The sequence below is a fragment of the Gillisia sp. Hel_I_29 genome (assembly GCF_000744275.1).
GTDB lineage: Bacteria > Bacteroidota > Bacteroidia > Flavobacteriales > Flavobacteriaceae > Gillisia.
The window spans coordinates 331,817-344,698 of record NZ_JQLP01000003.1 but is presented as its reverse complement, the minus strand read 5'-3'; the positions used below and the strand labels follow the sequence as shown (position 1 = coordinate 344,698).

Annotated in this window: 8 protein-coding genes, 2 tRNA genes and 2 rRNA genes; 3 read left to right on the top strand and 9 right to left on the bottom strand. The window is 37.1% G+C overall.

The window, feature by feature from the left end:
- From P163_RS05115 to P163_RS05095, 5 genes are all read right to left on the bottom strand, one after another.
- Window positions 1–824 (bottom strand): 23S ribosomal RNA (locus tag P163_RS05115); the annotation flags it as partial.
- 248 nt (window positions 825–1,072) lie between these two features.
- Window positions 1,073–1,146: transfer RNA gene (locus tag P163_RS05110), tRNA-Ala, on the bottom strand.
- Between the two features lie 110 nt (window positions 1,147–1,256).
- A tRNA-Ile gene (locus P163_RS05105) sits at window positions 1,257–1,330 on the bottom strand.
- A 134-nt stretch (window positions 1,331–1,464) separates the two neighbouring features.
- Window positions 1,465–2,984 (bottom strand): 16S ribosomal RNA (locus tag P163_RS05100).
- Window positions 2,985–3,947: 963 nt separating this feature from the next.
- A complete protein-coding gene (locus P163_RS05095) occupies window positions 3,948–4,622 on the bottom strand; it encodes a DUF4294 domain-containing protein (RefSeq protein WP_034888301.1) in 675 nt (224 codons plus the stop codon).
- 114 nt (window positions 4,623–4,736) lie between these two features.
- Here P163_RS05095 and P163_RS05090 point away from each other — a divergent pair, with 114 nt between their 5' ends.
- Both P163_RS05090 and P163_RS05085 read left to right on the top strand, forming a co-directional pair.
- The gene (locus P163_RS05090; protein ID WP_034888299.1) at window positions 4,737–5,825 is read left to right on the top strand and encodes a M42 family metallopeptidase; all 1,089 of its coding nucleotides are present in this window, start codon (window positions 4,737–4,739) and stop codon (window positions 5,823–5,825) included.
- A 164-nt stretch (window positions 5,826–5,989) separates the two neighbouring features.
- Window positions 5,990–7,066 (top strand): DNA topoisomerase IB, encoded by a 1,077-nt coding sequence (locus tag P163_RS05085; RefSeq protein ID WP_034888297.1) that lies wholly within the window; start codon window positions 5,990–5,992, stop codon window positions 7,064–7,066.
- Between the two features lie 117 nt (window positions 7,067–7,183).
- Here P163_RS05085 and P163_RS05080 read toward each other — a convergent pair whose 3' ends face one another.
- Together P163_RS05080 and acs are read right to left on the bottom strand one after the other, a co-directional pair.
- Complete coding sequence (locus P163_RS05080) at window positions 7,184–7,861, bottom strand: hypothetical protein (protein WP_034888295.1); 678 nt, start codon at window positions 7,859–7,861, stop codon at window positions 7,184–7,186.
- A gap of 41 nt (window positions 7,862–7,902) precedes the next feature.
- Window positions 7,903–9,822, bottom strand: a complete 1,920-nt coding sequence (gene acs, locus P163_RS05075) for an acetate--CoA ligase (protein ID WP_034888294.1) — start codon at window positions 9,820–9,822, stop codon at window positions 7,903–7,905.
- Between the two features lie 185 nt (window positions 9,823–10,007).
- Here acs and P163_RS05070 point away from each other — a divergent pair, with 185 nt between their 5' ends.
- Window positions 10,008–10,721 carry a family 16 glycosylhydrolase gene (locus P163_RS05070; RefSeq protein ID WP_231556157.1) on the top strand — a complete coding sequence of 238 codons (714 nt, stop codon included), beginning with the start codon at window positions 10,008–10,010 and terminating at the stop codon, window positions 10,719–10,721.
- 69 nt (window positions 10,722–10,790) lie between these two features.
- Here P163_RS05070 and P163_RS05065 read toward each other — a convergent pair whose 3' ends face one another.
- Together P163_RS05065 and P163_RS05060 are read right to left on the bottom strand one after the other, a co-directional pair.
- Window positions 10,791–11,747 (bottom strand): phosphoribosylaminoimidazolesuccinocarboxamide synthase, encoded by a 957-nt coding sequence (locus P163_RS05065; protein WP_034888292.1) that lies wholly within the window; start codon window positions 11,745–11,747, stop codon window positions 10,791–10,793.
- Between the two features lie 76 nt (window positions 11,748–11,823).
- Window positions 11,824–12,777: a PhoH family protein gene (locus tag P163_RS05060; RefSeq protein WP_034888291.1), complete on the bottom strand. Its 954-nt coding sequence runs from the start codon at window positions 12,775–12,777 to the stop codon at window positions 11,824–11,826.
- Window positions 12,778–12,882: the final 105 nt, after the last annotated feature.

Below are 12,882 nucleotides of genomic sequence, written 5' to 3'. Positions count from 1 at the left end.
TTCCGAGTTTGATTGGCCTTTCACCCCTACCCTCAGGTCATCCCAAGACTTTTCAACGTCAACGGGTTCGGTCCTCCACTATGTGTTACCACAGCTTCAACCTGCCCAAGGGTAGATCACACGGTTTCGCGTCTACCACTACCAACTACAGCGCCCTATTAAGACTCGCTTTCGCTACGGCTCCACCTCTTAAAGGCTTAACCTTGCTGGCAACGGTAACTCGTAGGCTCATTATGCAAAAGGCACGCCGTCACCCCTAAAGGCTCCGACCGCTTGTAAGCGTATGGTTTCAGGATCTATTTCACTCCGTTATTCACGGTTCTTTTCACCTTTCCCTCACGGTACTGGTTCACTATCGGTCTCTCAGGAGTATTTAGCCTTAGCGGATGGTCCCGCCAAATTCATACAGGGTTTCTCGTGCCCCGCACTACTCAGGATACCACTATCAATAACGCTCTTTACCTATACGGGACTATCACCCTCTATGGTCACTCTTTCCAAAGTGTTCTAATTCATTACGCATCAAATATCGTGGTCCTACAACCCCAATAAGTCCGTAAACTCATTGGTTTGGGCTAATGCGCGTTCGCTCGCCGCTACTTGCGCAATCACTATTGTTTTCTTCTCCTCCGGGTACTTAGATGTTTCAGTTCCCCGGGTTCGCCTCCTTGCGGATAATACATCTTCAATGTACTGGGTTGCCCCATTCGGATATCTGCGGATCAATTTGTGTGTGCCAATCCCCGCAGCTTTTCGCAGCTTATCACGTCCTTCATCGCCTCTGAGAGCCTAGGCATTCCCCATACGCCCTTATTTAGCTTATGTGCTTTTACCTAATTTGCTCTGTTATTATTAAAACGCCGTGCAGCAGTTCTAATAACAACGATTATTATTTATTCTTTTGCACTTACAATGTAATTGTAAGCACCTAATGTTTCTCGTATTCTTTATTTCCCAATATGTCAATGAACGTTTTTCCCTTATAACGACCCCTTTTCGATGGTAACCAAACGAAGTATACTAATGTATCCTGGTTGTTTGAATTACCTATACCCAAAAGATCTAGGAATAGTGGAGAATATCGGAGTCGAACCGATGACCTCCTGCGTGCAAGGCAGGCGCTCTAGCCAGCTGAGCTAATCCCCCATTTTCGAAATTCAGAACTATGAATTCAGAATTAAAATGATTAGAATTCTCAACTTCTAAAATTTCCTATAATTTTAATGAACATCTTTTACAACTCTCGCTATAAAAAGTAGTCTCAGGCAGACTCGAACTGCCGACCTCTACATTATCAGTGTAGCGCTCTAACCAGCTGAGCTATGAGACTGTCTAATTTAAGAGACATTTCTCAAGGTCTCCCTTTATTCTTTAATAATTAAATTGACAGGAATCAAGACAAAAACAAAATCTTAAGAGATCTGCTTTGTAACTGCGATTGCTCTTTAATAAGCAATACTCTAGAAAGGAGGTGTTCCAGCCGCACCTTCCGGTACGGCTACCTTGTTACGACTTAGCCCCAGTTACCAGCTTCACCCTAGGCCGCTCCTTACGGTGACGGACTTCAGGTGCTTCCAGCTTCCATGGCTTGACGGGCGGTGTGTACAAGGCCCGGGAACGTATTCACCGCATCATGGCTGATATGCGATTACTAGCGATTCCAGCTTCACGGAGTCGAGTTGCAGACTCCGATCCGAACTGAGATAGGGTTTATAGATTCGCTCCTGCTTGCGCAGTGGCTGCTCTCTGTCCCTACCATTGTAGCACGTGTGTGGCCCAGGACGTAAGGGCCGTGATGATTTGACGTCATCCCCACCTTCCTCACAGTTTGCACTGGCAGTCTTGTTAGAGTTCCCGACTTGACTCGCTGGCAACTAACAACAGGGGTTGCGCTCGTTATAGGACTTAACCTGACACCTCACGGCACGAGCTGACGACAACCATGCAGCACCTTGTAAATTGCCCGAAGGAAAAGGTGTTTCCACCCCTGTCAATCTACATTTAAGCCCTGGTAAGGTTCCTCGCGTATCATCGAATTAAACCACATGCTCCACCGCTTGTGCGGGCCCCCGTCAATTCCTTTGAGTTTCATTCTTGCGAACGTACTCCCCAGGTGGGTTACTTATCACTTTCGCTTAGCCACTCAGTCTTGCGACCGAACAGCTAGTAACCATCGTTTACGGCGTGGACTACCAGGGTATCTAATCCTGTTCGCTACCCACGCTTTCGTCCATCAGCGTCAATAAATTATTAGTGATCTGCCTTCGCAATCGGTGTTCTATGTAATATCTATGCATTTCACCGCTACACTACATATTCCAACCACTTCATAAGTATTCAAGAACAACAGTATCAATGGCAATTCTATGGTTGAGCCACAGACTTTCACCGCTGACTGATTGTCCCGCCTACGGACCCTTTAAACCCAATGATTCCGGATAACGCTTGGATCCTCCGTATTACCGCGGCTGCTGGCACGGAGTTAGCCGATCCTTATTCGTACAGTACCGTCAAGCTCCCTCGCAAGGGAGTGTTTCTTCCTGTATAAAAGCAGTTTACAACCCATAGGGCCGTCTTCCTGCACGCGGCATGGCTGGATCAGGCTCTCGCCCATTGTCCAATATTCCTCACTGCTGCCTCCCGTAGGAGTCTGGTCCGTGTCTCAGTACCAGTGTGGGGGATCTCCCTCTCAGGACCCCTATCTATCGTAGCCATGGTAAGCCGTTACCTTACCATCTAGCTAATAGAACGCATACCCATCTTATAGCCATAAATGTTTAATCATCAATTAATGCTAATCGATAATACTATGGGGCATTAATCCAAATTTCTCTGGGCTATTCCCCTCTATAAGGTAGGTTGTATACGCGTTACGCACCCGTGCGCCGGTCGTCGGCGGTGCAAGCACCCCGTTACCCCTCGACTTGCATGTGTTAAGCCTGCCGCTAGCGTTCATCCTGAGCCAGGATCAAACTCTTCATCGTTAATCTTTAAATAATATAACAATTACAAGGTCTTCTTCTATTACTATCTCCGAAAAGATAATAACAGCTCAAAATTCTATTCTAGTCTTGATTCGTATTCTTTTGGTTTCTTCTGCCATTCTTGCGAACAACATTTGAAACGCGCTGTCAATTCAATATATCAATGAACTTAGTTGATCTCCTCTTAACGAAGAGCTCATTGTGAAATTAAAGGAGTTGAACCTTTTTTCTACTACCCTATCCCGGGATTTCAATTCAGTATTTCGCAGTGATCGTATCCGCTGTGTAAGCGGCTGCAAATATACAACGCTTTTTCTTTAAGTTCCAAACTTTATTTTAAAGTTTTTTGAAGTTTTTTTTGACCCCTTAGTAAGAAGTAAAAACCGTCGCAACCCACACTAGTAAAGAACTTTCTTACTTCTCAAACAACACCTTCATGTCATTCTCAAAGCGGATGCAAATGTACAACTCTTTTTCTCTAACCAGCAAACTTATTTTAAGTTTTTTTTAGCCTCTTTAAATCTTTAAAAATAATAAGGCTTTTTAACCGGGTACTCATCACTATACAAAGAACAAAGCTTCTTACATCACTTAACCAGTGGCGCCTAAAGCGGCTGCAAATATACACCGCTTTCTTTCTTATAACCAAGCTTTATTTTATCTTTTTTCTAATATTTCTTTAACGTAGCCTTAACGCTTTGAAACTTCGAACTTTAAACTTCTGATTATTTTATCGCAGTTTCCAGATCTAACACCAAGAACGAATAATTCCTGTTCAAATTAGGAGTTGTAGCTACTCCAAATACACGCATTAGGGAGCGAAGCGGTAGCTTAGTAAAAGCTCTTTCCGGCTTTTAATAACTACAAGCACAGCGCCCGACCCGACCAAAGAAAGGGTAACGCACAAAAAAATAGAGATTGAAAAATGTGATATATTATATTAAGGTATACTATATAATAAAATTAATTGGAAGCAGATGTCCATTTATTACGAAGATCTAGATATTTAAACTTCAATGCGCTTTGCTGTGGTTCTAAAATCTTAGCACGAAATGATCTTTGAAGAATATCTTCTATCATATAGTCTTCCTGATCACTCTCCGGATGATATTCTTCTTTTAAAGAAATCTCAAACAAACTAGCGGTGGTGTTATACCAAAATGCTCTCCACCCACTCTTTAAATGTTTTATAAGATCAAATGCAGTATGCCCCGTTTGCCTATGTATGAGTTTTACTAAAATCTGACCTTCTGTATGGGTAAGCTTTTTAAGATCTTCTGCAAATTGCTTCTCTATATAGTTTTGGACTATCTTGGTGTATTTCTTCTGATCTCTTTTGGATTTAATATCACCCAGTCTAGAGTTTAATGAAACCAATCTTTCTGAGGCTAACTTAGCATAAGGGTATACTTTTCTAGTCTTGCGTCTCAAAATAAGATACTTTCTTCTTTCCAGATCTGTTTTGAAATTGAACTTACTTAAAATTACCACCTCATCCAGATCTATTTTGTTTCGCACAATAGTATCTCCAAGAATCACGAAGAATTCTTTCTCGATAGTATCTGTATCCACTTCTGGAGTTTGCGCAGATAGATCAAGTGCAAAAAATAATAGTATGTATAGAATAAGGTATCTCAAATTTTAATAACATTTAAGTGTGAGACATATTTTAAACCAAAACCATTCCAAATTTACGAATATTGGATTTGCAATGCATTTTATTCTTAGTAAATTCGTGAAAATTAATATCCTATGAAGAAAGACGAGTTACTCGATGAGAAATCGATAGAATTTTTAGAAAAATATTTGAATAACGCATCTCCTACGGGCTATGAATGGGAAGGACAAAAGATCTGGATGGATTATTTAAAGCCTTACGTAGATGAATTTATAACTGATACTTATGGAACAGCCGTTGGTGTTATTAATCCGAAGGCTAAATTTAAAGTCGTTATTGAAGGGCATGCCGACGAAATTTCTTGGTATGTAAATTATATAACAGATGATGGATTGATCTATGTTATTAGAAACGGCGGTAGTGATCATCAAATAGCTCCTTCAAAACGTGTAAATATTCATACTAAGAATGGAATTGTAAAAGGTGTTTTTGGATGGCCTGCTATTCATACCAGAAGTAAAGAAAAAGAACAAGCACCTCAATTAGATAACATTACCATAGATGTTGGGTGTTCTTCTAAAGATGAAGTAATTGCTTTGGGAGTTCATGTTGGTTGTGTAATTACCTATCCAGATGAATTTTTCATTCTAAATGATAAGAAATTTGTTTGCCGCGGACTTGACAATCGTATGGGTGGATTTATGATCGCTCAGGTAGCAAGGTTGCTTAAAGAGAATAAGAAAAAATTACCTTTTGGACTTTACATTACAAATTCGGTTCAGGAAGAGATAGGTTTACGTGGAGCAGAAATGATTACGCAAACCATCAAACCAAATGTGGCAATTGTTACAGATGTAACTCATGATACCACTACTCCAATGATAGAGAAGAAAACTAATGGATACGCTAAAATTGGAGAAGGTCCCGTTATTACTTACGCACCTGCGGTACAAAATAAACTTAGAGAACTATTAATAGATACTGCAGAGAAAAAAGAGATCCCATTTCAGAGAAGTGCAGCTTCTAGAGCAACAGGTACAGATACTGATGCTTTTGCCTACAGCAATGGCGGCGTAGCATCTGCTCTTATCTCATTACCTCTTAGATACATGCATACCACTGTTGAGATGGTTCACAGAGATGATGTTGAAAATGTTATTAGACTCATCTATGAAAGTTTACTGAATATTAAAAACGGAGATACGTTCTCTTATTTTGAATAATCTTATCATTTTAAATTTTGTCTAGGGTCTAAGAAATTAAACAATTTTCAGAATTAGTATTAAACGGTCTAAAAATATATGTTATATTTTTAGACCGTTTTTAATTTTCACACTTCTTTATTATACGTCTATTCATTTCTTAATTATTTTTATAGAAAAAGAAAATGACACTCGACGCTGAAGCTGTTAAAACTATAAAAGATAATCCTCAAGATGCTGCATCTTTAGCAAATCTCATATATTTATCTGAACAAGAACTTTCTATTATTAGAAAAAGACGTGGTAGAGGGTTTTCCTATTTACGAAATGGAGAGAAGATTTCAGACAATGAGCATATTGAACGTATAAAAGGTTTAGTTATACCACCTGCTTGGGAGAAAGTTAGAATTGCGCATTTAGAGAATGGGCATTTACAGGTTATTGGTAGAGACGAAAAGAACAGAAAACAATATTTATATCATCCTACTTGGTCTAATCTTAGAAATCAGACCAAATTCTATAAGATGACCGAGTTTGGAAAAGTACTACCTAAACTAAGAAAAACGGTTGAAACAGATCTTGACCTTCCCAATATGAGTCAGCGTAAAGTTTTAGCTTTAGTTATAAGACTAATGGAAGAAACTCATATTAGAATTGGAAATGCTTATTATGCTAAAAACAATAAAACCTACGGACTTTCTACTCTTAGAACCCGACATGTAAAAACAAGTAAGAATAATTTAAAATTTGAGTTTGTTGGAAAAAAGGGAAAAGAACATTCTATTACTGTAAAGAATAAGAAGCTAGTTAAGCTTGTTAATCAATGTGAGGATATTCCGGGTTGGGAACTATTCAAATTTCTAGATGAAGATGGACAAAAGCAAACTATAGATAGCGGTATGATCAATGATTATATCCATGAAATTAGTGGAGATCAATTTTCAGCTAAAGATTTTAGAACTTGGGCAGCATCGAAGATCTTTTTTGAAACATTATATGAAGAAGGATATACCGAAGATGAAAAGATTAATAAAAAGAACATAATTACTGCTTTTGATGCCGCGGCAACAGGTTTAGGAAATACGAGAGCTGTTTGCAGAAGTTATTATGTACATCCAAATATTGTAGAAAACTACGAAAATGGTACAATAGCACCTTTCTTTAAAAAGGTTAAAGAAAATAGTTCTAAGAATTACGGAACCTTATCTGGAACTGAGAAGGTGATGCTAGAAATGATAGCAGGATACGAGATTGAGGTATGAGAAATAATTTAAAAAAATTTTACTTATAATATAATTCCGTAGATCTTAAAATAGAATTTAATGAAAAAGGGAAGTAAGCTTAAGACTTACTTCCCTTTTTCATTAAATTCGATATTCCTAGTTTTTGGAGTTGTAGAATTTCAGCATTTTGATAACATCATCTGTAGTTTTGATCTTATTATCATCAAAATATTCTTTCATGCCTTTTTTGCCTCCCAGAATCTTTTCAAAATCTTTTTCCTTAATCCTAACTTCTTTTAATTGCTCGTTAGGTTTTCCAATATAAAAATTTGTAGCAATATCTATAGTTGCAGGTTTAGCTTTATCATATCCCGTTTTAGCAGCTTGCCCGGGAATTACTTGTGCTAATGGCTTTCCTATAAATACTATTTTATCTGAAGCATAGTAAGTCATTACGTATCCTTTAATCAATCCAAGATCTTCAACATTATAAGCACTTAGCGTATATGAATAGTCTTTTAATTTATATGAGAACTTTTGTTGTCTTGGAAGTAGATAAATATCTTTTTGAGCAGGTGCTACTTTTAGTTCTACTTGATCATCTACTACGTTATACCTTATGTACACCGTCTGACTTTTATTTCCTTCTTCTACAATAAGACCAGGAGTAAACTGATCTTCCAGATAAGGAGAACCTTCGTAGTCTGTTACAACCATAGGTTTTGTAGTAACTTGATTTGTATTTGAATTGGAAGCATCAAAAGGATTATTTCCTTGAGAGTATCCATTAAATGCTAATCCGGTGAATAATAATGTAAATATTATTTTTTTCATATTTAAGTTATTTTAAATCTACTTTAACAATAATTAGACCATTATACGATAGACTGTTTAATAATAGTATCGATTATTTCAGGATTTAGCAACGTAGAAGTATCTCCAAGATTTGAAGTATCGCTGGAAGCTATCTTTCTTAAAATACGTCTCATGATCTTTCCACTTCTGGTTTTTGGAAGCGCTTCTACAAATTGAATTTTATCTGGTTTGGCAATAGGTCCAATTATTTTGGAAACTTCTGCTCTTATCTCATTTTTCAATTCATCTGAGGTTTCTACACCATCATAAAGAATTACGTAAGCATAAAGCGCATTTCCTTTAATATCATGTGGGAATCCAACCACCGCACTCTCAGCAACTTTTGGATGTTCATTTATAGCATTCTCTATTGGAGCAGTACCTAGATTATGTCCGGATACAATTACCACGTCATCTACTCGTCCTGTAATCCTATAATTTCCGGTAGCATCTCTATAAGCCCCGTCTCCAGTGAAGTATTTATCCTTGTAAGCAGAAAAATATACCTCTTTATATCTTTGATGATCTCCATAAATAGTTCTAGCTATAGAGGGCCAAGGGAATTTTATTGCTAATCTACCTTCCGCCTTCTCGTGTATATTCTCCATTTCCATTCCATTCTCATCCATTAAAGCAGGTTGAATACCTGGTAATGGCAGGGTTGCGAATGCCGGTCTTGTTGGAGTAATTCCCGCTAAAGGAGATATCATGATGCCACCTGTTTCGGTTTGCCACCATGTGTCTACTATAGGACAGTTTCCTTTTCCAATCATGTCATTATACCAGTGCCATGCCTCTTCATTTATTGGTTCTCCAACAGAACCTAAAACTTTCAATGTAGATAGATCGTGCTTTTCTACAAATTTTTGAGACTGCTTAGCTAATGCCCTAATGGCCGTTGGTGCTGTATAAAAATGAGTCACCTTTAATTTCTCAATGATCTCCCAGAATCTTCCATAATCTGGATAACTTGGAATTCCTTCGAACATAACGGTAGTTGCTCCTGCTGCCAATGGCCCGTAAATGATGTAAGAATGACCTGTAATCCAGCCTATATCTGCAGTACACCAATACACATCACTAGAAGTTTTCTCAGAATTATATTGAAAAACATTACTAAATGTGTACGCGGTACCAACCATATATCCACCTGTTGTATGCACCATTCCTTTTGGTTTTCCAGTAGATCCTGAAGTATAAAGTATAAACAACATATCTTCTGCATCCATAACCTCTGCACGGCAATCTTTCTCTACCTTCTCCAACTCTTCAAACCAAAATTTGTCTCGCCCTTCCTTCATCACAACCGGCTCCACTGTTCTTCTATAAACAATTACAGTTTCTATAGATGGAGTGGTTTTTAAGGCTTCATCGCAAATACCTTTAAGATCTACAGGTTTCTTACCTCTGTAAACTTCGTTTGCAGTAATAAGCATCTTACAATTAGCATCATTAATTCTATTGGCAATGGCCGTACTAGAAAATCCAGCAAAAACAATAGAATGAACGGCTCCAATTCTAGCACACGCCAGCATAGCTATGGCTAGTTCTGGTATCATAGGCATATAGATACAAACCCTATCCCCTTTATTAATTCCATTATTCTTAAGAACATTTGCAAAGTGAGAGACCTTCACAAATAATTGACGATATGAGATATATCTAGATTCTTCATCCGGATCATTCGGTTCCCAGATAATTGCAGTCTTATTTCCAAATTCCTTTAAATGTCTATCAAGACAATTTTCTGTTATATTAAGTTTTCCACCCTGAAACCATTTTATTTCAGGTTTGGAAAAATCCCATTCTAAGGTTTTATCCCACTTTTTCTGCCAATAGAATTTATCTGCAATATTATCCCAAAAAGCTTCGGGATTTTCTACACTTTCCTGATATGCCTTTTTATATTCGGCAAAAGATTTTATTTGGATGTCTTTCATCTTCTAAAAATATAGAAAGCTTTTTGATCCTCAAAACTTCAAATTAATAACTTTCACTATATTCCCAATTATCTGAAATTGTTGTTAAGGCATAATACCCTATTAAAATTTATTTTACTTTCATCTCCATACTAGAAATGACTTCAATGTTAAAAATTTATATTTTATTTTTTCTAACCTCAACTATGGCTTTTTCTCAAGATTATGAACTTATCTGGAGTGAAGAATTTGATGCTCCTATCCTCAACGCGGCTATTTGGAATATAGAAACCGGGTTCGGTAAAAACTATGAAGAACAACTTTACACTTCTAACCCAGAAAATATAAGGCTTGAGGATGGCAAGCTTATTATCACTGCCCTAAAAGGAAATGAGAAGAACAGTTATACTTCAGCCAGAATCAATACACTTAATAAACAACATTTTAAATACGGCAGAATTGAGGTACGCGCAAAACTTCCTAACGGGAGTGGCACCTGGCCCGCCATTTGGATGTTGGGAGCTAATCATCTTTCAAAAGGCTATCCCTACTGTGGTGAAATAGATATTATGGAACATGTTGGAAAATCTCCAAATGAAATACATGGAGCGGTACATTTTCCATTAGAAAGTGAAAAGCTAATATCTAGTTCTGATGTGCTTTTAGTTGAAGATATTAAAGATACCTTTCACGTTTATGCTATTGAATGGGATAGAAAAGAGATTACCTACTATATAGATGAAACAGAATATTTTCGATTTGATATTTCCCAAGCCAATCAAACATTTAAAAAGAATGTATTTAGAAAACCTTTCTATCTGATCATTAACCTAGCACTAGGAGGAAATTGGGCCGGAGAAATAGATGATTCTATCTTTCCAGCCCAATTGTATATAGATTATATTAAGTATTATAAATAAAACTAAAATTTTGTTTTGAAGACAAATGGTTCCTGACTTCCCTCGAAGTTATATTTACCAACTATTTTTTTAAGATCGTGACTCTAAGAATGCAAGTACATTCTTTTCTATACGCTCTTCAATATTAGAAACATCTGCTTTCTTAAAATTAGTCCCGGTAATTTTTTCGTACAGCTCTATATATCTTTCAGAAACGGAAGTAACATATTCATCTGTCATTACCGGCGCTTTTTGACCTTCCAAACCTTGAAAATCGTGACTTATTAACCACTGGCGAACAAATTCTTTAGATAATTGCTTTTGATCTTCATCCTTGTCCTGTCTTTCCTGATAGCCTTCCGCATAAAAATAACGAGAAGAATCTGGGGTATGAATTTCGTCTATTAGCACGATCTGCCCGTCTTTGGTTTTACCAAATTCATATTTTGTATCTACCAATATAAGGTCTCGAGATGCTGCTATTTCTGAACCTCTTTGAAAAAGTTTACGGGTGTACTCTTCTAAAATTTCATAATCTTCTTTTGAAACAATTTCTCTAGCAAGAATATCTTCTCTAGAAATATCCTCATCATGATCTCCCATTTCTGCCTTGGTAGCCGGAGTGATGATTGGTGAAGGAAATTTATCATTTTCTTTCAATCCTTCAGGCATTGTAACTCCACAGAGTACTCTTTTTCCTGCTTTATATTCTCTCGCGGCATGGCCGGAAAGATATCCTCTAATAACCATTTCAATTTTAAATGGCTCGCAACGTTTACCAACAGCAACATTAGGATCTGGAGTTGCCTCCAACCAGTTAGGAACTATATCTTTAGTATCTTCCATCATTCTGGTAGCGATCTGATTTAGTATCTGACCTTTATATGGAATCCCTTTGGGCATAACAACATCAAAAGCAGAAAGCCTATCTGTAGCCACCATTACTAGCAGATCGTTTTCTAGCTCATAAACCTCACGAACCTTTCCTTTATATACAGATCTTTGTCCGGGAAAATTGAAATTTGTATCTATAATGGTATTCTTCATAACTTCTTTATACTTAACTCTAGCTTTGAAAGCCTAAGATCAAATGTTTTTGTTTATAAAAATTAGAAAAACTTAATTACTCGGCGTGTTCAATTTCTTTATACGCAGAAATGATACTCTTCACTAATTTATGACGAATAACATCTTTATCATCTAAATAAACCATTCCTATTCCTTTTACATCCTTTAGAACTAATAATGCTTCTTTTAATCCCGATACCGTTCTTCTTGGAAGATCTATTTGCCCGGGATCACCAGTAATCATAAATTTAGCACTTTTACCCATTCTGGTTAAGAACATCTTCATTTGAGCATGCGTGGTATTTTGAGCTTCATCTAAAATAACAAATGCATTATCTAAAGTTCTCCCTCTCATAAATGCTAAAGGCGCAATTTGTATTACTCCTTTTTCAATGAACATTTCTAATTTCTCATGAGGAATCATATCTCTAAGAGCATCATATAGAGGCTGCATATAAGGATCTAATTTCTCTTTAAGATCTCCAGGAAGAAAACCAAGATTCTCACCTGCTTCTACAGCCGGTCTGGTTAGAATTATTCTCTTAACCTGCTTTTCTTTAAGTGCTTTTACAGCAAGTGCTACCCCAGTGTAGGTTTTCCCTGTTCCTGCAGGCCCAATAGCAAAAACCATATCATTCTTACCCATAAGGTCTACCAACTTACGTTGATTGGCAGTCTGAGCTTTTATAAGTTTACCTCCAACCCCATGCACTAGGACTTCGGCACTATTATTAGAAGAAGGATATTCTTCTTTACCTGTACTTGTTAATACACGTTCTATCACATTTTCATCTAGCTTATTGAACTTTATAAAATGGTCCATTAGCATGTTGAAACGTTTATCAAATTCTTCCAATAATTCTTCATCACCATACACCATGATCTTATTACCACGCGCAACGATCTTGAGTTTGGGAAAATATTTCTTTAGAAGTTCTATGTGTTCATTTTGTTGTCCAAAAAATTCTCTTGGACTAATTTCGGAAAGTTCTATAATGAGTTCGTTCAAAAGCTCGTAGATTATCGGTTAATTTTTAGCTCTAATTTAGAATTTTAAATTTGCTTTACCCCTATTAAACTCTAATTTTGCAATAAACAAAATATAGATTTTTGT